Genomic DNA, 22,057 nt, shown 5'->3' with positions numbered 1-22,057 from the left:
TTATTGTTTAAACAAATATGATACAATATTATTGTTCATAAATTCGCAGGATTAGTAAGTAAACATGTAATACATTGGAGCTGGCGAAACACTAGAGTGCGTCACAGGACGACAGGTCGCACTCCAAGCGGGACTGCCGCTCAGCGTGCTCGCCTTAGTCACCTTGTGGCCATAGCTAAACATCGCGCACGCGATTCATGGTTTCAATAATGGGCGACTAACGCCTCCCGCTCCTACTCCTCGCCTATGGCGATCCATTATGCTTGCCCTGTTCGTAGATAAGGCAGCAGCTCGATTTTCTCGATATTGCTTATATGCTGGGTAAACTCACCGAGCATATGGGTTGGTTTATCGTCGTCCGGTCCAGCTAGGTACTACCACATAATGCAGCCAGGTGCGCTTGTTGATCTTGGCTAGATGGCGAGCGAAATCCAGAGTGCGGTAATTGGATACTCCGACCATGAATATTGTCATTCATCTTTTTAATATCCAGCATTACCAAATCGGTGACCTCCAGCAGTTCGTCAATTACAAGATCGTAGCGACGAACAAAACCGTTGATGTCCAGAGAGGTGTTGATGCCATCGGATAGCAGGCACGGAACCAATCGCGCACACACTCCACCTTCAAAATCGCTTCGCCGCCAGACGCGGTAACGTCGCCGGCCGCGTTCATGAAATGGCGCGGAGGTGTTCACTTCGTACATGATTTCCTCAACGGTGATCTCTCGCCCGCCGTAGGTATTCCAGGTGTTGCGATTGCGGCAATACAGACAGCGTAGCAGCCCTGGGAAAATGATAAAACGAATGTTAGGGCCATAGACGGTACCGAAGGATTCAAAGGAGTGAATACGACCAGTAACAGACATAGCGAGGCATTCTCCATTTAATAATGGAATAATAAGTTTTGGCTGAAGACCTCACTTTCATAGTGCGTTTATTTTCGCCCTTCACGGGTGATGAGGGTCCTTATGCTACTCTTTGGCCAGCGAGTTGATGCGTACCGCATAACCGGATGCGTAAATAGTCCAGGTTCTGGCAATCTTCCGGATGTGCTATGGCTTTCCGGTTCACATCACGTTGATATTCAGATGTTGACCGCCTTCAACGCCGGCTTCATGACAGAAATAACCATCCATCAGACCAGCCAGGTTGGCCTTACGCACGTCATCGTTTTTACCAAGTACTTTTCGGTAGGATGGAGGAGGTGTAGGAAACCAAGCGGCGCGACGGCCGCCGTTCGGGGTATTCCCGGCTTTCTTACCACCACGTTAGAAGTAATGATCAGAATTGACTGGGTCAGAATTGTGCCACGGTATGTTGTCAACTTATTGATTTTATTCATAAATCGTTCAACCAGGTCGCAGGCGATGTCATCGACGCGCGGACCGTTGTTACCAAACTGCGAGTATTCGCCTTCAATGTTGAAGTCGATAGCCAGGCGTCTTCGTCGCGGATGGGGGCGATTTGGCATATGTAGGCATATGTAATAGCGGACAGCGAGCCGGCGGCGATGGACAAACCGGTGACAGTGGTTCCCATTTTGGAACGAACTACATTTTCAGTTCTTCATCCACGCCGCCATTGACAGCGTACAGCATGGTTTTCGCCAGACTGGCGCGAGCGCCGAAGAACTGCATTTGTTTACCGATCACCATCGAGCTGACACGGAAAATTGTCCGCCCAGCCAGGCATCGAAGGCAAAATGGGAAACCCTTCACCCTCAATGGCGATGGCTTCATTACGACGGGATAGCGCGCTAGAACCGGCTGTGGAGGAATGGGTGATAAACTGATAGCATCCGCGATGCTACGGTTTTTGACGCAGCACTCAAACACCTCGGATAGCGCCTTCACCCGGGCTTCGTTGGCTGTATTGTCTGCCGATATGCCGTTAGAAATACAGGTTACCGACAATATTCGCTGGAATGTAGATCGTGGTGCCGTCGGACGACTGGTGGCTGATTCTTGTCCGGATCGTAAAAGCGCACAGATAATCGTTCAGGATTCCGCCCGGCAATCCGCCGTCGGCTGGAAGCGCGAACCAGCACTCGCTTGGATAATGCACAAACTCGCCGCTGTCGACCAGTTGCACCAAGAGAAAAATCGGCGAAATAGTTGGTGGAGAGGCTTCAAAATACTCACCCAACACTGAGGCTGGTGCCGCTTTTCGTATCTCCTCCTTCCGTTTGTAAAGCATAGTGGCAGTTGCGATCGCGGATATACACCAACCAGACAAGGTCTGTGTCATCCGGATCACTTATTGCTCCATGTATTCTCTTAAGCATCAGGTGTTGCGGCCGGCTGTGAGCAGTGTTACAACCATGGTAGGTTAATTTCGTGGTATTATTGGCAAATCGTGGTGGGTGAAAATGAATCAGGTGTTTAATTTTAGCTCTGGTCCGGCAATGCTGCCGGCGGAAGTGTTGCGCAAGACGGAACAGGAATTGTGTAATTGGCATGGCCTGGGTACATCGGTCATGGAAATCAGCCATCGCAGTAAAGAATTTCTCGAAGTGGCGCAGTCCTCAGAACAAGACCTACGCGAGCTGCTGGTGATCCCCGACAATTATAAGGTTCTGTTTTGCCACGGCGGTGCGCGTGCGCAATTCGCCGCGGTGCCGATGAATCTGCTGGGAGATGTCGCCAGCGCCGATTATATCGATGGCGGCTACTGGTCGCGCAGCGCGATAAAAGAAGTGCAAAAATATTGCGACCCGCGGGTGATTGATGTCACCACTAAAATAGACGGCCTGCGTGCGATTAAACCAATGCGCGACTGGGCCTTATCCGCTGACGGTTCCTATGTCCATTATTGCCCGAATGAAACTGTTGATGGTCTGGCCATTGATGAATTGCCGGATTTCGGCGATCGAGTTGTGGTGGCGGACTTCTCCTCCACGATCTTGTCGCACCCCCTGGACGTCAGCCGTTTTGGCGTAATCTACGCCGGCGCGCAGAAAAACATCGGGCCGGCCGGGCTAACGCTGGTCATTGTGCGCGAGGATCTGCTGGGACGCGCGAACAAAGCATTGCCATCCATTCTTGATTACAGCGTATTAGCCGAAAACGATTCCATGTTCAATACGCCGCCGACCTTCGCCTGGTATCTCTCGGGACTGGTGTTCAAATGGTTGAAAGCGCAGGGCGGGCTGGCTGAAATGGATAAACGGAACCAGGCCAAGGCGTCCTTGCTGTACCGCACCATTGACGCGAGCGATTTTTATCGTAATAGCGTCGCGCCGGCTAACCGTTCGCGCATGAATGTGCCGTTCCAATTGGCGGACAGTAATCTGAATGCGCTGTTCTTACAGGAGGCCAAGGATGCCGGCCTGCATGCCCTGAAAGGGCATAGGGCGGTGGGCGGCATGCGCGCATCACTGTACAATGCCATGCCGCTGGCAGGCGTGCAGGCTCTGGTGGACTTTATGCTGGGGTTTGCTCGCCGACACGGGTAACGTTCGCCGCTGTGCCGTGGCCGCACGCGGCGGCGTAGTCGATTTGCCCGTTGCCACGCTGTAGTACAATACCAATGACAGTCAACCATTGACCGTAGATCACTGGTCGTTAATCGACTGCGCCGTTGAGCGGTGTGTGAGGCTGTCAACTGAACGGCGATGGCTGTTGCTGGTGTGTTGTTTTCCACTTGCGTTACCTGGGCTTCGATTTGTCGCCGGGCGGCTCCACATTGCCCGCGTAGTCCTAGTTTGTTGTTGGTGTATGATGGCGTTGCTGCAAAGTATTTTTCTATAATGGCGAAGCTAGCCTTGGGTCGGCCGCTGCCAAGTCATCTTTGCGCCGAGGGCTGTCAAGGCCAGGCGTTATTGTTTGCTGGAGAACGTGTTATACATGCAGAATTCCCTGACCTTAAATCCCATCACGCGCGTCGATGGCACCCTCAATTTTCCGGGTTCCAAAAGCGTTTCCAATCGCGCTCTATTGCTGGCGGCACAGGCCATCGGCACTACGCGCTTGACCAACCTGCTCGACGGCGACGATGTCCGCCATATGCTGACGGCCCTAGGCCAGCTCGGCGTCAATTACCGCCTATCGGCGGACCGCCGCAGCTGTGAAATTGACGGCCTCGGCGGCCCGCTGCGCGCGAATGACGCGCTGACGCTGTTTCTCGGCAACGCCGGCACCGCTATGCGCCCGTTGACCGCCGCGCTGTGCCTACAGGTGCAGGATGTGACGTTGACAGGCGAGCCGCGCATGAAAGAGCGGCCGATTGGTCATCTAGTGGACGCGCTGCGCCAGGGCGGGGCGCAAATTGATTATCTCGAACAAGAACATTATCCGCCGCTACGTTTGCACGGCGGCTATCAAGGCGGCGATATCACCGTCGATGGCAGCGTCTCCAGCCAATTTCTCACCGCGCTATTGATGATGGCGCCACTGGCGCCGCAGGACAGTCGCATCAGCATTAAGGGTGGACTGGTGTCCCGACCCTATATCGATATCACCCTGGCATTGATGAAAAGCTTCGGAATTACGGTGCGCCACGATAATTACCGTGTGTTTTACCTCACAGGCAACGGCATCTACCGTTCGCCTGGGGATTATCTGGTGGAAGGGGATGCCTCTAACGCCTCCTATTTTCTGGCGGCGGCAGCAATCCGCGGCGGCACCGTGCGGGTCACTGGCATTGGCCGCTACAGCGTACAGGGCGATATCCACTTCGCCAATGTTCTGGAGAGCATGGGCGCTACCCTTCGTTGGGGGGATGACTACATCGAATGCAGCCGTGCTACGCTGCACGCTGTTGATATGGACATGAATCACATCCCCGATGCGGCGATGACCATCGCCACCACCGCGCTGTTCGCTAGCGGCGGCACTACCACGTTACGCAATATCGCTAACTGGCGCGTCAAAGAGACCGACCGGCTGACGGCGATGGCCACCGAGCTGCGCAAAGTAGGCGCCACCGTCACCGAGGGGGAGGATTATCTGTCCGTCACGCCGCCCACTAAACTGACCGCCGCCCGCATCGGTACCTATAACGACCACCGCATGGCGATGTGTTTCTCGTTAGTGGCGCTGTCCGATACGCCGGTGACGATTCTCGATCCGCAATGTACCCACAAAACCTTCCCGGACTTTTTTGTCCGATTGGCGGCGTTAAGCACGCCGGCCTCATCGCATTTGGCGCTATGACATAATGAAGGGTATAATGATATTCAATGAAACCTAGGGGATCCCTGAGGCTTTCTTACCCGTCGCGCTTAAAGGAGAAGATAATGACGGTTATGGCTCCGGTAATCACCATCGATGGACCGAGCGGTGCAGGAAAGGGGACGCTCTGCAAAGCGTTGGCGGAAATGTTACAATGGCATTTACTGGATTCCGGTGCGATCTACCGGGTGTTAGCACTGGCGGCCCTACATCACCAAGTAGCCATCCACAGCGAGGAGGTGTTAGTGTCTCTCGCTGCTCATCTCGATGTCAGCTTCGAGGTTGAGCAGGGTCAGTTAACAATAGTACTGGAAAGGGAAGACGTCAGCCAGGCCATTCGCAACGAAACCGTCGGCAATACCGCGTCGCAAATCGCTGCTTTTCCGCGCGTGCGCAAAGCGCTGCTGCGGCGTCAGCGCGCGTTTCGCGCCGCGCCGGGCCTCATCGCCGATGGTCGCGACATGGGAACTGTGGTATTTCCCGATGCGCCAGTAAAAATCTTTCTGGACGCGTCATCGGAAGAAAGAGCGCACCGCCGCATGCGGCAGTTGCAGGAAAAGGGCTTTAGTGTTAGCATCAGGCGCCTTTTATCCGAGATAAAAGAACGTGACGATCGCGATCGCAATCGCACGGTTGCGCCATTAGTGCCGGCGGCTGACGCGCTGGTGCTTGACTCAACTCGCCTGACGATCGATGAAGTGATAGCTAAAGCGTTGTCGCGCGCCAGGCAGGTTCTGGCGCTATCATAACGATATCGTCTTAAATTACCATACAGCGAGGAAAGGTAGTGGGGCGTGTATGACAGCCCCATCAAGCAGGATGCCGGATGGATGTTAATCAAAAAATTTGAAGATTATCAAATATGATAGAATCTTTTGCTCAACTCTTTGAAGAATCCCTGAAAAAAATCGAAACCCGCCCGGGTTCCATCGTTCGTGGTACCGTTGTATCCATCGCGAAAGACGTGGTTCTGGTTGACGCCGGCCTGAAATCCGAATCCGCCATTCCTGTCGAGCAGTTCCGCAACGCACAGGGCGAGCTGGAAATCGAAGTGGGCGATCAGGTTGACGTCGCTCTGGATGCAGTCGAAGACGGTTTCGGCGAAACACTGCTGTCCCGTGAAAAAGCCAAGCGCCACGAAGCCTGGTTGATTCTGGAAGAAGCATACGAAGGGGCGGCCACCGTGATCGGCGTTATCAACGGGAAAGTCAAAGGCGGTTTCACCGTAGAACTGAATGGTATCCGTGCATTCCTGCCGGGTTCTCTGGTCGACGTGCGCCCGGTTCGCGACACTCTGCATCTGGAAGGCAAAGAGCTTGAGTTTAAAGTGATCAAGCTAGATCAGAAACGCAACAACGTGGTGGTTTCTCGTCGTGCTGTTATCGAATCCGAAAATAGCGCCGAGCGCGATCAACTGCTGGAAAACCTGCAGGAAGGCATGGAAGTCAAGGGTATCGTCAAGAACCTGACTGACTATGGCGCCTTTGTTGATTTGGGCGGCGTTGATGGCCTGTTGCACATTACCGATATGGCCTGGAGGCGCGTGAAGCATCCGAGCGAAATCGTGAATGTTGGTGATGAAATCACCATTAAAGTACTGAAATTCGATCGTGAGCGTACCCGCGTCTCCCTGGGTCTGAAACAGCTGGGCGAAGATCCGTGGATCGCTATCGCGAAACGCTACCCGGAAGGCACCCGCCTGACCGGCCGCGTGACCAACCTGACCGACTATGGCTGCTTCGTTGAAATCGAAGAAGGCGTTGAAGGCCTGGTGCACATTTCCGAAATGGATTGGACCAACAAGAACATTCATCCGTCGAAAGTGGTTAATGTGGGCGACGTGGTGGAAGTCATGGTGCTGGACATCGACGAAGGGCGTCGTCGCATCTCCCTAGGCCTGAAACAGTGCAATGTCAATCCGTGGCAGCAGTTTGCTGAAACCCATAGCAAGGGCGACCGCGTTGGGGGTAAAATTAAGTCGATCACCGACTTCGGTATCTTCATAGGTCTGGACGGCGGCATCGACGGCCTGGTTCATTTGTCCGATATCTCTTGGAATGTGGCCGGCGAAGAAGCGATGCGCGAATATAAGAAGGGTGACGAAATCGCGGCCATAGTTCTGCAGGTTGATGCGGAGCGTGAGCGTATCTCCCTTGGCGTGAAGCAGCTGGCTGAAGATCCACTCAATAATTACCTGTCTTTGAATAAGAAAGGAGCTATTGTTACTGGTAAAGTCACAGCAGTTGACGCAAAAGGTGCTACAGTTGAATTAACTGGTGGCGTGGAAGGTTATCTACGCGCCTCTGAAGCTTCGCGCGGCCGCATGGAAGACCCTACGCTGATCCTCAACGTCGGCGACGATGTGGAAGCCAAATTCACCGGCGTCGATCGTAAAAACCGCCTTGTCAGCCTGTCAGTTCGTGCCAAGGACGAGGCGGACGAGAAAGAAGCTATCAGTACTGTGAACAACAAGCAGGAAGAAGACAACTTCTCCAACGCAATGGCTGAAGCCTTTAAAGCGGCAACCAAAGGCGAGTCATAATAACGGGGGACTCAGCCCCTAAATGGTAATGAAGTTACTATGCTTCTCTTGAAAAGAGCCGTGTAAATTGGAGGAATTATGACCAAATCCGAGCTTATCGAAAGACTAGCTGGCCAGCACGCTCATATCCAGGCAAAAGTGGTTGAGGATGCAGTGAAGGAGATGCTTGAGTATATGGCGACGACATTAGCTAGTGGCGAGCGCATTGAAATCCGCGGTTTTGGCAGTTTTTCTCTCCACTACCGCGCACCGCGCGTCGGCCGCAATCCGAAAACCGGTGATAAAGTGGAGCTCGAAGGCAAATATGTGCCGCATTTTAAACCCGGTAAAGAATTGCGCGATCGCGCCAACATCTACGGCTAACAAAGCCGTGAACTGGCCCTACTGCAAACTCGAAAGACCCATAATAGGCTTTGCCTCCAGACTGCCGAAGATTAGATCAACGGCCAATGGGAAAACAGCGACCAGTACCGATATGCTGTAAATGGTAGTTAGAGCTGGTAAGGATTGAGCCAATGTATTTATGTAAAACGCTTGCCGCAACGGATACTGGACATCGCTCCGGTGCAGCCTGTTAACGGTGATCAAAAGATTATCGGCTGAAGCATACAGGACGACGCTCATGATTAAGCGTATATGATGAGGGGATGTCCGTCGTTTTTCAATGCCTAGACATATCCTGTTCAGCGACCAGGAAGTGGCGTAAGTGTTGAACGCCAATGCCATTCAGAAGGCAACATGAATCGATAACATTTCTGAAATTGTACAGCCCTCAGGAGAGTCAATTTTGTGCAACGGCGATGCCAGGATACCGCCGTCTGGAGAAATTGATCTAGCTAAAGGCACTGGCGTTATCGGAATACCAAGGTCAATCCAGCTTCAAACCCTCGCCCCAACCGTACAAGTATGACTGAGGCTACGCGCTAAAGATTAATGGTCCAACCTTATTTCAGTGCCAAAAAAAACAAAACGAGGACGCGCGGATCCACTGCCTTTCCTTCATGCGGCAAACATTCGCATAAAAATGGAGGATTCGGTTTAACGTTGCGCCTTCAGATCGGATGTGGTGCTTAGAGTGCTAACGACTCTGCTCAAGCGAGACTACTTCGGACCGGTCATGAGGATGATAGGTTAAGTTGCGATGTCGGTGATCTCTTGCTCAATTTGCAGTGCAGTGATGTTGCGTGTGAAGATGGCGTCGACAGCCGCCTAGTATGGCTTGATGATAGCGACTTGTTCAGCGATAGCGATTGGTGGAGTAAGTCGGTGGAAAGTCTGCTTGCGGCAATGCCGCCAATGTCGTCATTCACACCGCCCACTTCGGCGTTATCGCTTACATCGTCACTCTCGGCTATTGCGCGTGGTCGTTGCGGGAAGGTGCATGAGGCGAGCTACCTGCCGAAAGCACCGTCGCCATTTCCCCTGGCCGGCTGTCAAGTGGTAATTAACTGCGGCACGGCTTCCCGTTTCATCCCTGCGGCGAGACTGCACCGCATCTGATGTCTGATACTTCCTGTCTTCTTTACCGCGTCCATTAAGAGGAGAATCTGTTGATGCCATTGTCAATGACCGCGCTGGTAGTGGCCGTTATCGTGGGGGAATGTGTTGTTTTTGCCACAACTTCCGACGACGGGCGCGCTATGCTGCCGGCTGGTTGTTACTTTTAACTGGTCACCGCGCGGTGCAGCATTTGGTGGTGGAGGTGCTGATGCTGGCCTGAAGCGAACCACAGCCTGGAATCAGGATAATCAGCCCTTGATAGCCCACGTGGCCGCCCTCAATCTCTCAATAGACGCAGCCGCGGCTGGCTGGCGTTGATGCTGGCACTGGGACACAACCCAGGAAATCAGTGACGGTGAATGGTGATTACTGTCGCATACTGGCATCGCCCATCTCATGGCGATCTCATGGCCGCATATCGGAATCTTCTGTTGGAGCACCACTGCTGTTCTGCTGGGCATGCGCAGCGGGCTATGTGGCGCCATCTTCCAGGGCGAATTTCCCCGCCAAGCGCGGCTTACTGGCACTGACGCTTTGGACTATTGTTCGCCTGGCGGATACAGTGTTTACTGTTCCACGGCGGTAATCCGTTGGAGCTGTCGGCCAATTTGTGGGCGGTGCTGCTGGTGTCGTTTATCAGCACGCCGCTCATTTTGGCGGCTATCGTCACCGGTGGTCTTAAGAGAGGTAAGCACTCAGCTCTAGCGTTGGGCGGATCTATATGCTTGATAGCGTGATGACGCCGCTTGCACAAGGGTGGTTAACGCTGTCGAGTCAAGGGGTGGTTATCACGCCGGCGATAAACGGCCAACTGAGTGTGCGTTTTTATGCGCGGTCGTTTGAGGTGTTAGCCTATCGCGGTCAAATTTCCCGCCGATGGGATCATCAGTGGTTTGGTGTCGTCGCGCTAAATAGGTAGAATAGGCGGCTAGTTAGTTCCAGCACTGGTAAATGAATGCTAAACGATAAAACTCTCTCTACCTGGCGGACTTTCCGTCGCCTTTGGCCGATGATCTCACCTTTCAAGACAGGTCTGATCGTTGCGACGGTTGCCCTGATACTCAATGCTGCCAGCGATACCTTTATGCTATCACTGCTTAAGCCACTGATGGATGACGGATTTGGCAAAGCCAACAGCAATATTCTGGTCTGGATGCCGCTGGTGGTGATTGGTCTGATGGTGCTGCGCGGCGTTAGCGGCTTTGTCTCCAGCTATTGTGTATCCTGGGTTTCCGGCAAAGTGGTGATGAACATGCGCCGCAGGCTGTTTAACCACATGATGGACATGCCAGTATCTTTTTTCGACCAGCAATCCACCGGCACCTTGCTTTCACGCATTACCTATGATTCCGAACAGGTAGCCTCATCCTCCTCCGGCGCGCTGATTACCGCGATTCGCGAAGGGGCATCGATCATCAGCCTGTTTGCGATGATGTTCTATTACAGTTGGCAACTGTCGCTGATCCTGATGGTGATTGCACCAGTGGTATCGTTAGCCATCAGGCAGGTGTCAAAACGATTCCGACAGATTAGTAAAAGAATACAAAACACCATGGGGCAGGTGACCACCAGCGCTGAGCAGATGCTCAGGGGGCATAGGGAAGTCCTGATTTTTGGCGGTCAAGAGGTTGAAAACGAGCGTTTCAACAGCGTCAGCAACCGCATGCGCCAGCAGAGGATGAAAATGGTGGCCGCCTCTTCGGTCTCCGATCCGCTAATCCAGTTTATCGCCTCTCTGGCGCTGGCCTTTGTTCTGTATGCCGCCAGCTTTCCGTCGGTGATGAAAACCTTGACCGCCGGGACTATTACCTTCGTGTTTTCGTCAATGATTGCTCTGATGCGCCCGCTGAAATCACTGACAAACGTCAACGCCCAGTTCCAGCGCGGTATGGCCGCTTGCCAGACGCTGTTTTCCATTCTTGATATGGAAACCGAAAAGGATGAGGGGATGGTGGAGGTCGAACGCGTTAAAGGGGATATCGCCTTCGAACACGTCACCTTTTCCTATCCCGGCAAAGAGACACCTTCGCTGCACGACATCAGCCTGAGCATTCCGGCGGGGCATACGGTGGCGTTGGTGGGACGCTCCGGTGCCGGTAAATCGACCATCGCCAATTTGTTGACGCGATTTTACGATATCCAACAGGGCCAGATCTTGCTTGACGGTACCGATTTGCGCGCCTATAAGCTAGCCTCGCTGCGTAACCAGGTGGCCCTGGTTTCTCAAAATGTGCATTTGTTTAACGATACTATCGCCAACAATATCGCTTATGCCTGCAAGACAACCTACTCCCGCAAGCAGGTAGAGAACGCTGCCTGCATGGCTTACGCCATGGATTTCATCGAAAAAATGGACATGGGCCTGGATACGGTGATTGGCGAAAATGGCATCTTGCTCTCCGGCGGTCAGCGTCAGCGCATCGCCATCGCCCGCGCGCTGCTGCGCGATTGCCCAATACTTATCCTCGACGAGGCCACCTCGGCGCTGGATGCCGAATCTGAGCGGGCAATCCAAAAAGCGCTGGATGCGCTGCAAAAGAATCGAACCGCCCTAGTCATCGCCCATCGTCTGTCCACCATCGAAAAAGCTGATGAAATTCTAGTGGTAGAAGAGGGACGGATCGTCGAACGTGGCGATCATGAGGAGCTGATATCGCGCCAGGGGGTTTACGCCCAACTTCACTGGTTGCAGTTCGGCCAATGATTGCCCGCATCTGGTCAGGCGCCTCGCCTCTGTATCTGCTGCTGCTGCCGTTTTCCTGGCTGTATGGCCTGGTAACGGCGCTAATTCGTTACAGCTATCGCCACGGCTGGCGGAAAGTTCATCGCTTTTCGCTGCCGATTGTTGTGGTTGGCAACTTGACCGTCGGCGGCAACGGCAAAACGCCGGTGGTGCTATGGCTGGTGACGCAACTGCAAGCACGCGGCTGGCGGGTCGGTGTGGTATCCCGCGGCTACGGCAAACGTGTAGCGCAGTATCCACTGCTGCTGGACGCTACCACCACCAGCGAGCAGTGCGGTGACGAGCCGTTGTTAATCTGGCAGCGAACCGGGGCGCCGGTTGCGGTGGCGCCCCATCGCGCCGAAGCGGTAGCGGCACTGCTGCGCGCACAGCCTCTGGACGTCGTGGTGACCGACGACGGTTTGCAGCATTATGCGCTTGGGCGGGATATCGAGTGGGTGCTTATCGACGGCGAGCGTCGGTTCGGCAATGGCTGGTGGCTGCCAGCTGGCCCTATGCGTGAAAGGGCCGACCGTCTACAGCAGGTGCAGGCGATCATCGTCAATGGCGGCGAAGCGCGTCATGGCGAGGTGCCGATGCGGCTTGTCGCCGGTGCACCCGTCAATTTGCTGACGGGTGAACGTTGCACACTTTCCAGTTTGACGCCTGTGGTGGCGATGGCCGGTATTGGACATCCACCGCGCTTTTTTGCCACGGTACGCGCAGGCGGCGTAACGCCGGTGCGGGAAGTAGCGTTTGGCGATCATCAGGCCTACCGGCAGCAAATGCTCGACGCACTGGCCGCACCGGATGAGCAGTTGCTGATGACCGAAAAGGACGCGGTTAAATGCCGCTCCTTTGCTCGTACGAATTGGTGGTATCTGCCGGTCGACGCGCAACTGCCCAAGGGGCCGCAGCAACGTCTGCTGACGCCGGTTGAGCGGGCCATTCAGCGCTATCAAGTTGCCAACAGCTGTGCAAAAACGTAACTCGCGGCAGCTCAGTGCTGAAGAGCAGAGAAACAAACGACCCGATTAATGTGGGTTAACCTGGTTGTCCGAGCAATGATTTAGCGGCTAAAATCAACGAAAAGAGCAATGATTTTGTTTAACGTTTTAGGCTATAAATGTTTAAAGTGTGATTTGATTTACAAAAGTACTACTCTTCATACCGGCGACATATCATAGCATCTGCATAAAAATGACGATTATCAGCAGATGCTGCAATAGGCGACAACGATTGCCGGCGATGATTTCCGGCCCAGTGCTTTTTATGCTATTCTCTGCACCATCATCCTTTGTGCAGGTATGCCCATGGAGGAATCATGGATCATCGCTTATTGGAAATCGTCGCTTGCCCGGTCTGTAACGGAAAACTTTATTACAACAAAGAACGACAAGAACTGATTTGTAAGTCCGATGCGTTGGCTTATCCCTTGCGCGACGGTATCCCTGTGCTGCTGGAGAACGAAGCGCGCACCATCACATTGGACGAGATCAATTTATGAGTTTCATCGCCATTATTCCAGCCCGTTTCGCTTCCAGTCGCCTGCCCGGTAAGCCGATGGTGGATATCAACGGCAAACCCATGGTGGTGCGCGTCATGGAACGGGCGCAAGTTTCCGGCGCCGATCGGGTCATTGTCGCCACCGATCATGCCGGTGTGGTCGAGGCGGTAGAGCTGGCCGGCGGCGAAGCGTGTTTGACCAGCCCGGATCATCAGTCCGGCACCGAGCGGCTCCAAGAGGTTATCGACAAATACGACTTCGCCGACGATAGGATAATCATTAACGTGCAGGGGGACGAACCACTCATTCCGCCGCAAATCATTCGCCAGGTAGCGGATAATCTGGCGGGCGTCAATGCCGGTATGGCCACGTTGGCGGTCCCTATCACCACGGCGGAGGAGGCATTCAATCCCAACGTGGTCAAAGTGGTAGTGGATGCGCGCGGTTACGCGCTTTATTTCTCGCGCGCTACGATCCCCTGGGATCGTGAAGGGTTTGCCCGCAGCCACGAGCACTGCTCCCGCGGTCTTCTGCGTCATATTGGTATTTATGCTTACCGTGCCGACTTCATCCGCCGCTATGTCAGCTGGTCGACCAGCCCGCTGGAAAAGATCGAGATCCTCGAACAGCTGCGCGTCTTGTGGTATGGAGAGAAAATACATGTCGCGGTAGCAAGCACAGCGCCCGGCATGGGAGTAGACACGCCGGAAGAGTTGACGCAGGTTCGCTTGCTGCAACAGCAATTGGAATAACCGTCTCGTATTGTACGGAACGGGCCAATCGAGATTTCCACGCCGATTTCCCGCCTTTATTTAATCTAACGCGATCTTTAGATCATTCCCCCATAGTATCAGCTTGTGCCGTACAGGGCGATGGCCTAATCCTGCGCCGAGCATAAGGTCATTGATGTTATGGAACAATTACATGTTGAGTTAAGCGCCGTTTTTGGGGCTGTTGAGTCGGCTTGAACGCATCAGCGAGCACCTTATGCCCAACTTGTATGCTATTGCGAGAGGGAGAGCCATGCGCCGTCCCTGATAGTGAAAAACTATTTGTGTTCAGGCATCGAATCCAGCAGGAAGCCTATAAGCTGTCTATGCTGGTCCGGGAGGGAGAGATACGGTTGCCGACGGGATGTGGCTTGATTTTACTAACATTTTCCCACATAAAGAGCTGCTCTTACTGGCAGCAGCTTCAGGAGTAGCTCGTCAGTGGCATCTTCGACTGGCACCGCATCGATAGCCACGGCCTGGTAGGGCCGTCGACAGTACCAAGGAGAATCACTGACCTGCATGGTATTCACAGCGGATCGGGGTAATCTGGTCAACCCTGAATAAAGCCTCGGAGCCGCTGCTTTTCCATGGCGATTGAGCATTGCCGTTCCGCATCAGGCAGTGTGTTTGCCGCGGCTCTTTGACGATTTCAACGAAGGGAGAGGTAACCGGCACGTGGAACCTGTCGTTGCGCGGTATGATTAAGAATCTCCGCAGCAACCAAGGGATGAGTGAAGCGCTACTGTTTCAAGCCGCGCGCCGGTGGCGGAGGCGTTTTTGCCGGCGCTGGTTGTGTGCCATCTGGGAGAGGCGGCGCGCTATATTCACACCGACCAGTTAAACCACGACCTGTTCGTGCGCGCGGGACGCGAACTGATCCCGTGGCTTGACTAATGCGGCAAGCAGCGGTGTCACGAGGCTGGTAGCACGAAGGGTTCAGCTCGATGGGGTGCCCGGAGCGATCCGTGTCCGGACATCAAGCCTGCAGCTGTGCCGGCCTGGCGACGTGGCCACGCCAACTGGGCCGAAGGAGGATGCCGTCCATTCAAGGAGGATGCCGTCCATTCAAGGAGGATGCCGTCCATTCAATTCCTCACGTCATCATCTTTGACCGGCGCAGGGCCGCGGTTCCCGGACGGCGCGGCGCGATCCGCAATGTCCAGCAGCCATTGCCAGGCTTGGGCGAGGGTTTCATACCAGATGCGCTCGCTGTGGCTCAACCACAGTGGCGAGGGCAATATCTTTTCCTGCGGCTGCAGTGGGCTCGCGATTGCAAGCTGATTTGCCGGCACCGGCAGCGGCTTAAGACCTGCAGCGGTAAAAAAGCCCATCGCCCGTGGCAGATGATTGGCTGAGGTGACCAGCATCAGCGGCGCTTGCCCCACCAGCATAGCGACGTTTGCCGCTTCCTGACGGGTGTCCCGCGGGCTATCGAGCACCACAATGGCCGATGCCGGCACCCCCAAACTCTGCGCCACGCGCGAGGCGGCCTCGGCGCTGCTGATAGGATTACCGGGCGCGGCTGCGCCGGTAAACACCATCATCGCGCCAGGGTGGGCGCGCCATTGACGGATCCCCTCCGTCACACGTGGCAAACTATTGTTAATTAAATTGGCGCTGGGTGACCAATTGGGATTCCAGGTATACCCCCCACCCAGGACAACAATCCACTTTACGGTTTCACCGCGTGGTTGCCACGTGGGATAATGGACCTCCAGCGGGGCCAGCAGGCGGTCGGCAACCGGTTGCTGGCTCAACGCCAGCAACAACAGCCAGCCTACGGACAATAGCAGCCTAGCGATTTTCGGCCCGCGGTTCAGCCATAGCAACACCAGCCCGGAACCCATCACCAACAGCAGCAGCGGTAACGGTAACAACAGACCACCGATGAATTTTTTCAAAGTAAACAGCATGGCGTATCGCTCCGATTGAAAATATAATCAACCAGCCGCAGTCCGGCGCTTAGATGATTCATTTTACGTTAGTCTGTGACAAATAAGCCGCGTCCACCGGCGACAAAACATCTTCTGTGGCCGACCGGAGTCTTTAATAATACAGGATCGCAATTTCGACGATATCGTCGAAAAATTCGCGTGCAACATCTACGGTGCTGCGAAAGGAAAGATCCGTCAGGCGGTCTTATGGCAAGATCTTCAGGGTCTGCCGGCACAGCTGCCACAGCAGCCGTTGTCCATATTAAACGCCGGCGGCGGTGAAGAACGCATGTCCGCCTAACTGGCGGCTCCGGGACATGAGGTGTGCTGTACAATCTGTCGGCGCAAATGATGGACTGCGCGCGACAGCAGGCGATAGCGCTGGAGCGGTGCTTTTGCATGGATACACGATGCAGGATATCACAACGCATTTGGAAAGTCCTGCCGATCCGATATTGTATCATGTTGTACTGGAATGGGTCGCGCAGCCCGAAGCGTTGTTGCAAATACTTAATCAGTACTTGACACGGGATGTGGCGCGTTGTCATTAATGTTTTAACACTGCCTGGTGATGCGCAACATTCTATTGGGCATGACTTTGTCGCAGCCGGTATGCCGAATATGCCGAAAAGGAAGAACGGTCGTTAATGCTCAACCATCCTTGCGATCCCGACGACGTGTATCTCTAATTTGGAAAAATGAGACTACAGCCAATAGGCAAAAGCGGCGTGCGGGTGTTTCATGATTATCTGCAGAATAAACAGCAACAACAGGGATGAATTTGCTGCGCTGCTGGTGATGGAACAACTCCACGTGATGGCGCGTAAACTCAGATCAGAAGGGTGCGCTATGAGTGAATTTTCCAAGAGACTGTACCGGAACTAGTCAACTGGGCCAAGAAGAATGATTTCTCATTATTTCTGTCCATTGACGGCCGGCCTTTTGCTGGCCATCGCCATGCTCAATAGCTAGCGCATGGATAGTGAAATATAATGAAGGGAATTGGTGGATGCAATTGGTGGATGCGTTCCGCTACGTCAGCGGAGGGCTTGAACAGACTCAGGAAACCGTAAGCGTGCGCGTCAACAACGCCACCAATGATCTGGTGCGTCAGCGTCTGCTAAACGTTTTATCAGCGAGCTGGCGAAATGGAACGCCATTTACCGCCTGACGCCACTCGGTATTGGCATTAGCGATTATTACATTCAAGATCCAGTGAAGAAACCTCCGCGCTACAGCTGCCGGTCCAACCGTCCATTATTGCGCAAGAGTTAAACGGGTGGCGGATGCGTCGAAAGAAGACGGCGATGAATTTCACTGGCACCGACATGTGTTTGCGCTGGAATATTCGGTGACAGAAATTTTCGACAGTATCGATATGACCCATCGCATCATGGGTGAAACAGGATATTGCCGCGCTGCTTAGTCAAGGCTAGTGTGCTGCCATCTCCAAACTGCAGATCACTGTTACGGAAACCTTCGACATGCTGCGTGAGCTGCAAGACACACTGGAAGCAGCTGTGGACAAGCTTCAGCCAACCTGTTGCGCATCCAGGATGCGACCCTAGACCATTGAACTGCAATTCGTCGATAATTTGTTCTTAATCTGCAAAATAAGCTGGATCGGATTATTAGTTAGGGCTAATGTGCGATCGATCTGTAGATTGGCTATGACTGGCACGTTACCCGCACACTGGCGTGTAATCAACGATTTTGGAGGTGCGGGGCCTATGCTATCAATGAGTATTGAAGAAAGTTTGCCGGTAAAAAGCGCTGTCCAACTCGTTATTTTCGGCCTTGGACAGCAAGCTACGCTCCGGCCGCCATGTCGGCATTGAAGAATTTTGTATAATCATGTCTTTCTGATGGATTTCAGGAGGAACTGGAAGGCTTCTACCTCCGCTGTAATGTGGAGCTACTGTGCGCGCCGGAAGGGCTCTTTTATCTGCGCTCAGTGTTATCGGTACTGGATATGATGGTCGGCAAAATCCTCTGCTATTTGTATCTGAGCCCTGAAAGGCTGCCACATGAAGGTATTTTCAGCCAACAGGAACTTGTGCGATAAACTATTGAGTTTATTGAGACTGGCCGAGTAAGAACAAATTGTTAAAGCTCAGGCAAAAGTTACAGGAGAAAGTGCGCGCCTCCCTTCGCCGCCTGCGCCGACTGAGTATAGTCTGGTTTATGGGCAATAACTCCAGCAAATTCCACATTGCGGAATCGGTTTTTCGCTTTGGTGCCGATGTGCGCGCTGGCGATGATCCGCGCGAAGCGCAACTGCAGATGATTCGCGACGGCGGGGCGATGCCGCTGAAGAACGCTTTATCGCTCTGTGATGATCAGGATGCAAACGATGTGAAAATGAAGCGATTGCCGACGAAAGCGCGGATGGCCTTGAAGACGAACAGGTATGATTGAGCATGGCAAATTCCGCTCACTGACGCTTGTCAAGTGGAACCGCTTTCGCCCGTAATTTTGGAACGGCAAGCTGTACACCGGAGTGTACTACTCGGCGCGAGAAGTCGTCAACTCCTGCCATTGGCGCGTACTGGTCGGCGTGCGCCTGCAGCAGATAACCAGCCGTGATCGCAATATAGATATCAAGTCGTTCATGATCCATGAGCTGCCGAAAATAACCCCACCGAGATCTTGACGATGATTTTTGGCGATCTCCAGGCGCGCGTACTGCCACTGCAAGAGCTTAAAGAGTTAGTTGAAACTATAGAAGGCGTACTGTTCAAGCAGTTCAACGCCATGACCGACTAATCAGCTGCGCGCCCATTTGTTGCTGGAAATCAGCGGCGTGCGTAAGGCATTTCAGAACATGGAAGAAAATCGCTTAACGTTGGAGGCCATTCAAGTCACGCAATATAGAGATCATTCAAGCATATAATATTAGAAGCTCATGCGTACGTTGCAGCAGATTATATGCGCCACGCCAACAACAGCGCCTGCATAGAGACGACGATGCCTTGATGCTGCGCCACGATTTGTACGAGGGGTATCGCCACGTCGATATAGCTCGGACGCTGTCGGAAATCAGTGGCGGCGAATCAGGTTCAGAAATCGATTACCAGGCCGCCAGCGATCACCTGAATTTAGTGCGGACCGCGATACGACAGTAGGAAAAAATCGGCCGTTATCAGTCAGACTTGGAGGAGCTGACTTTCCGCCCGGAAAAACAAAATGAAGTAACAAATCCGCCGAGCAATAGCAAGAGAACGAAGCGTGACTGGAGGTGACCGAGTTGAGGTGGATGAACTAAAAGCCAGCTAGCGGATTATTAGCAGGTACTACAAGGCGCTGAGCATGCTCAAGGCGCGCAAACAGGAAGCAACCGAACACCTGCTGAGTCATTGAGCAAAAATGAACATGGCCAAGATGGCCAGCAGTCTTTTGAACAGACCGATGGCTTAGTGGTGAAAACGCCCTGCGCAGTTAGCTTAACAAGCTAGAGAGAGTACAAGCTAGAGAGAGTAGCGGCTGTGCAAACAGCAGGACACCGAACGGTTACTATAGGAATTTTACAAGCGTATGGGTCAAGATATCCTGCCGAGGCCCTCGACACGATGCAGCAGGAACTGGAGGTATGGGTCTAAACGCTGTCTGAGACGGTATCTGAGGTTGGAGAGCGCCGCTTGACACTGTGCCAGATATTGGAAGAAACCACCGCGCGCATCGAAGAACTTACCGCGCTCGCCACGGCCTGGCTGGCGGCGTAGGATGCCATGACGGCACTAAGTGAGCAGAGTGGCGAAGCGCTGACCAACAAGCCGCCAGGTGACGGATACCATGCAGCTCCTGTTGGAGCGTGAGCGGGCGTATCGGGGTATAGATCGAACGTCTTAGCCAGTTTGGCGGCACAGAGGATAGCCGCCTAACCATGCCGGCAGAACGTTTCGGAAAGTGTGCTTCTCTCGGAGATTTATGATGACGTGACGCTTGACGATGCGCCGTATTTTCAGCGCGCCACGCGATTGTGGTGCTGGATCTGTTGCGCCAACAGCTGGATGATCTGGAGGATTGCCAGAACAACCTCTATTCATTGAAGTGAATCCACGGTCGTTCGACGATGATGTATTCGGCGGCGTGGAAGAACTCCAGTTGTGGTACTGATCAAAGTGTCGGATCGCCAGTGGCGCTACTCGCTCTTTTTTGCAGTGCCGCCCTTCGACCGCGCCGCGTGCGAAAACCGGCTGGAAATTTCACCACCGAGCACAATGTACTGGCGGAACGTTACGCCACACTCTCGTTCAGCGTGCAAAAATTCAGCGTTAGCATCAGGCGTTCAGCCGCTTTATCGGCGCTCACCTGGTGGTGGCATTCAAGGCGAAAGCGGACATACGCGCGCTCAACGTCCGGCGCGGCGAGTTGGAGCGTGAACTTAGCGACCACCATGAGCGAAATCAGCAGCAATACGATCAGGCACGTGAGGAGCTGCAACTGCTCAACCGGCTTATTCCAAGGCTCGGTGTCCTGCTGGATGAGCGGTTGCAGGACCAATTGGAGATGATACAGGACGACTAGCAGGGCGCGCAGGAAGCGGCACGTTATTTGAGTCAGCACCAAAAGTTCCAAAACAACTTGAGCCGCTGGCGGTGATGCTGCAAAGTGACCCCGAGCAGCACGAATTGTGCGCCGACTATGAACAGGCGCAGCAGACCCAGCGCCAGGCGCGGCAGCAGGCCGATGCTAATGCGGAAGCGCGCTCGCGAGTGCCAGGATCAGCTGCATATGGTTCTAAGTCAGAACTGTGATCGCTGCAACAAGCTGGAAAACAGCTGATGTTCTACGAAGTGGAAAATGGACGCTTTACAGAAAAAATTTCGCAATCTGGAGCGTGATTATTATTAAACTTGCGAACAGGTGGTCAGCACCAAGGCCGGCTGGCGCGCAGTGCTGCGCCTAGTGAAGGAAAATGGCGTGGAAGTGCCGCCTGCACCGTCGTGAGCTGGCTTATATGGAAGCCGAGGATCTGCGCTCCATGTCAGGAAAAGCTCAGATAAAGCGCTGGGCGCGCTGCGCCTCGCGGTGGCGGATAACGAACATCTGCGCGATGTGCTGCGACTGTCGGAAGATCCAAAGCGGCTAGGGCGTAAGATCTAATTCTTTATTATTACGGTTCACGAACATCTGTGCGAGCGCATTCATCGAGATATTATCTGTACTGACGACCCGGATGGAAGCCATTGAGCAGACGGAAAGTGAGCGCAATCGCCTAACGGAAGAGTTGAGCGCCTGCGCACAGAAACTGGCTATCAGCTCCAAAAGCGTTGCTAACATTATCTGTAAGACTACCAAGCGCGAGGTGAATCGTATTCACTTGCTCAATCAAGGGTTGTAGACTGTCAGTTTCGGTCAAGTAAAGAGCGTGCACCTGAAAGTCAGCGTGCGCGAGGCCAATACGACGTTGTTAGATGTGTTAAGCGAGCAGCAAGAGCAGCATCAGAACCTGTCAGCAGTCAGAACCTGACGTTTATGTCGATCCTGGTGATAGTACTGCAAAGCTGGGAAGAGGAATCCGGCCGACTGCGCGGAAAGATATCTCCCCGTACCAATTGTTATTTCTGGATGAAGCCACGTACCTGGATACAAATCCATCGCCGCGCCGGAAAATATCCGTCCGGAGAAAGGGACTGCTTATAAACTGATGCGTAAGGTATTCGATAATCAAGAGCATGTACACGCGGTGGAATTGCGCGACTTTGGCGCCGAAGCAGCAGGCCGTGTCGCCGTCGACTGCCTTAACCGAGACCAACAGTCAGGCCGGCTGAGATTTTTGACCGCGGGTTAGGCTAATGGTTGATTAAAGTGCTTGAGCCAGGCTGACCATCGGTAGTTGAAGATTTCAGCCACAGGCCGCAATCGGCCTGTCCATGGGTGGCAGTGGCTAACGCCGATTGAAC

At 53.7% G+C, this 22,057-nt stretch carries 16 protein-coding genes and 7 pseudogenes; 17 read left to right on the top strand and 6 right to left on the bottom strand.

What is annotated here, in order from left to right:
- Nucleotides 1-260 precede the first annotated feature (260 nt).
- The 4 pseudogenes from GPOALKHO_RS03725 to GPOALKHO_RS03710 form a co-directional block, all read right to left on the bottom strand.
- Nucleotides 261-868 (bottom strand): annotated as a pseudogene (locus GPOALKHO_RS03725) (radical SAM protein); the annotation flags it as partial.
- 105 nt (nucleotides 869-973) lie between these two features.
- Nucleotides 974-1,666 (bottom strand): annotated as a pseudogene (locus tag GPOALKHO_RS03720) (pyruvate formate lyase family protein); the annotation flags it as partial.
- Nucleotides 1,666-1,949, bottom strand: a pseudogene (locus GPOALKHO_RS03715) (YcaO-like family protein); the annotation flags it as partial. The pseudogenes GPOALKHO_RS03720 and GPOALKHO_RS03715, both read right to left, overlap by 1 nt.
- Nucleotides 1,950-1,979: 30 nt before the next feature.
- Nucleotides 1,980-2,235: pseudogene (locus tag GPOALKHO_RS03710) on the bottom strand (30S ribosomal protein S12 methylthiotransferase accessory protein YcaO); the annotation flags it as partial.
- Between the two features lie 135 nt (nucleotides 2,236-2,370).
- On the opposite strand from GPOALKHO_RS03710, the gene serC reads away from it, so the two are divergent.
- The 5 genes from serC to ihfB all read left to right on the top strand — a co-directional run bounded on the left by serC (nucleotide 2,371) and on the right by ihfB (nucleotide 8,078).
- Nucleotides 2,371-3,456 (top strand): 3-phosphoserine/phosphohydroxythreonine transaminase, encoded by a 1,086-nt coding sequence (serC, locus tag GPOALKHO_RS03705; RefSeq protein WP_406703058.1) that lies wholly within the window; start codon nucleotides 2,371-2,373, stop codon nucleotides 3,454-3,456.
- 391 nt (nucleotides 3,457-3,847) lie between these two features.
- Nucleotides 3,848-5,155 carry a 3-phosphoshikimate 1-carboxyvinyltransferase gene (gene aroA / locus GPOALKHO_RS03700; protein ID WP_406703056.1) on the top strand — a complete coding sequence of 436 codons (1,308 nt, stop codon included), beginning with the start codon at nucleotides 3,848-3,850 and terminating at the stop codon, nucleotides 5,153-5,155.
- Nucleotides 5,156-5,238: 83 nt separating this feature from the next.
- The gene (gene cmk, locus GPOALKHO_RS03695) at nucleotides 5,239-5,922 is read left to right on the top strand and encodes a (d)CMP kinase (RefSeq protein ID WP_406703055.1); all 684 of its coding nucleotides are present in this window, start codon (nucleotides 5,239-5,241) and stop codon (nucleotides 5,920-5,922) included.
- A gap of 113 nt (nucleotides 5,923-6,035) precedes the next feature.
- Complete coding sequence (gene rpsA / locus GPOALKHO_RS03690; protein ID WP_406703054.1) at nucleotides 6,036-7,715, top strand: 30S ribosomal protein S1; 1,680 nt, start codon at nucleotides 6,036-6,038, stop codon at nucleotides 7,713-7,715.
- Nucleotides 7,716-7,793: 78 nt separating this feature from the next.
- Nucleotides 7,794-8,078, top strand: coding sequence for an integration host factor subunit beta (ihfB, locus tag GPOALKHO_RS03685; protein ID WP_406703052.1), 285 nt, complete (start codon nucleotides 7,794-7,796; stop codon nucleotides 8,076-8,078).
- 1,654 nt (nucleotides 8,079-9,732) lie between these two features.
- Here ihfB and GPOALKHO_RS03680 read toward each other — a convergent pair.
- Entirely contained in the window at nucleotides 9,733-9,867 is a 135-nt protein-coding gene (locus tag GPOALKHO_RS03680; protein WP_406703051.1) for a hypothetical protein, read from the bottom strand.
- Between the two features lie 69 nt (nucleotides 9,868-9,936).
- On the opposite strand from GPOALKHO_RS03680, the gene GPOALKHO_RS03675 reads away from it, so the two are divergent.
- The 6 genes from GPOALKHO_RS03675 to GPOALKHO_RS03650 all read left to right on the top strand — a co-directional run bounded on the left by GPOALKHO_RS03675 (nucleotide 9,937) and on the right by GPOALKHO_RS03650 (nucleotide 15,111).
- Nucleotides 9,937-10,134, top strand: a complete 198-nt coding sequence (locus GPOALKHO_RS03675) for a hypothetical protein (protein ID WP_406703049.1) — start codon at nucleotides 9,937-9,939, stop codon at nucleotides 10,132-10,134.
- Nucleotides 10,135-10,170: 36 nt separating this feature from the next.
- Complete coding sequence (msbA, locus tag GPOALKHO_RS03670) at nucleotides 10,171-11,919, top strand: lipid A ABC transporter ATP-binding protein/permease MsbA (RefSeq protein WP_406703048.1); 1,749 nt, start codon at nucleotides 10,171-10,173, stop codon at nucleotides 11,917-11,919.
- On the top strand, nucleotides 11,916-12,926 hold the full coding sequence (gene lpxK, locus GPOALKHO_RS03665) for a tetraacyldisaccharide 4'-kinase (RefSeq protein ID WP_406703047.1): 1,011 nt from the start codon (nucleotides 11,916-11,918) through the stop codon (nucleotides 12,924-12,926). The genes msbA and lpxK overlap by 4 nt, the downstream gene beginning before the upstream one ends.
- Before the next feature lie 335 nt (nucleotides 12,927-13,261).
- A complete protein-coding gene (locus GPOALKHO_RS03660) occupies nucleotides 13,262-13,444 on the top strand; it encodes a Trm112 family protein (RefSeq protein WP_406703046.1) in 183 nt (60 codons plus the stop codon).
- Nucleotides 13,441-14,196, top strand: coding sequence for a 3-deoxy-manno-octulosonate cytidylyltransferase (kdsB, locus tag GPOALKHO_RS03655; protein WP_406703045.1), 756 nt, complete (start codon nucleotides 13,441-13,443; stop codon nucleotides 14,194-14,196). Before GPOALKHO_RS03660 ends, kdsB begins: the two co-directional genes overlap by 4 nt.
- Before the next feature lie 783 nt (nucleotides 14,197-14,979).
- Nucleotides 14,980-15,111, top strand: coding sequence for a hypothetical protein (locus GPOALKHO_RS03650; RefSeq protein ID WP_406703043.1), 132 nt, complete (start codon nucleotides 14,980-14,982; stop codon nucleotides 15,109-15,111).
- Between the two features lie 191 nt (nucleotides 15,112-15,302).
- Here the strand turns inward: GPOALKHO_RS03650 and elyC are convergent, their stop codons facing one another.
- Nucleotides 15,303-16,130 (bottom strand): envelope biogenesis factor ElyC, encoded by an 828-nt coding sequence (gene elyC, locus GPOALKHO_RS03645; RefSeq protein ID WP_406703041.1) that lies wholly within the window; start codon nucleotides 16,128-16,130, stop codon nucleotides 15,303-15,305.
- 1,030 nt (nucleotides 16,131-17,160) lie between these two features.
- On the opposite strand from elyC, the gene GPOALKHO_RS03640 reads away from it, so the two are divergent.
- The 6 genes and pseudogenes from GPOALKHO_RS03640 to GPOALKHO_RS03615 form a co-directional block, all read left to right on the top strand.
- Entirely contained in the window at nucleotides 17,161-17,322 is a 162-nt protein-coding gene (locus GPOALKHO_RS03640; protein ID WP_406703021.1) for a hypothetical protein, read from the top strand.
- Between the two features lie 108 nt (nucleotides 17,323-17,430).
- Nucleotides 17,431-17,577, top strand: a complete 147-nt coding sequence (locus GPOALKHO_RS03635; protein WP_406703039.1) for a hypothetical protein — start codon at nucleotides 17,431-17,433, stop codon at nucleotides 17,575-17,577.
- Nucleotides 17,578-17,635: 58 nt separating this feature from the next.
- Nucleotides 17,636-17,719 carry a hypothetical protein gene (locus GPOALKHO_RS03630; protein WP_406703369.1) on the top strand — a complete coding sequence of 28 codons (84 nt, stop codon included), beginning with the start codon at nucleotides 17,636-17,638 and terminating at the stop codon, nucleotides 17,717-17,719.
- A 205-nt stretch (nucleotides 17,720-17,924) separates the two neighbouring features.
- Nucleotides 17,925-18,569 (top strand): annotated as a pseudogene (locus tag GPOALKHO_RS03625) (chromosome partition protein MukE).
- 61 nt (nucleotides 18,570-18,630) lie between these two features.
- Nucleotides 18,631-19,345, top strand: a pseudogene (gene mukB / locus GPOALKHO_RS03620) (chromosome partition protein MukB); the annotation flags it as partial.
- Between the two features lie 993 nt (nucleotides 19,346-20,338).
- A pseudogene (locus GPOALKHO_RS03615) lies at nucleotides 20,339-21,945 on the top strand (hypothetical protein); the annotation flags it as partial.
- Nucleotides 21,946-22,057: the final 112 nt, after the last annotated feature.

This window comes from Sodalis sp. (in: enterobacteria) (assembly GCF_036327475.1).
Classification (GTDB): domain Bacteria; phylum Pseudomonadota; class Gammaproteobacteria; order Enterobacterales; family Enterobacteriaceae.
Note: the sequence above shows the minus strand (reverse complement) of the source record. Positions and strands in the feature narration are given on the sequence as shown.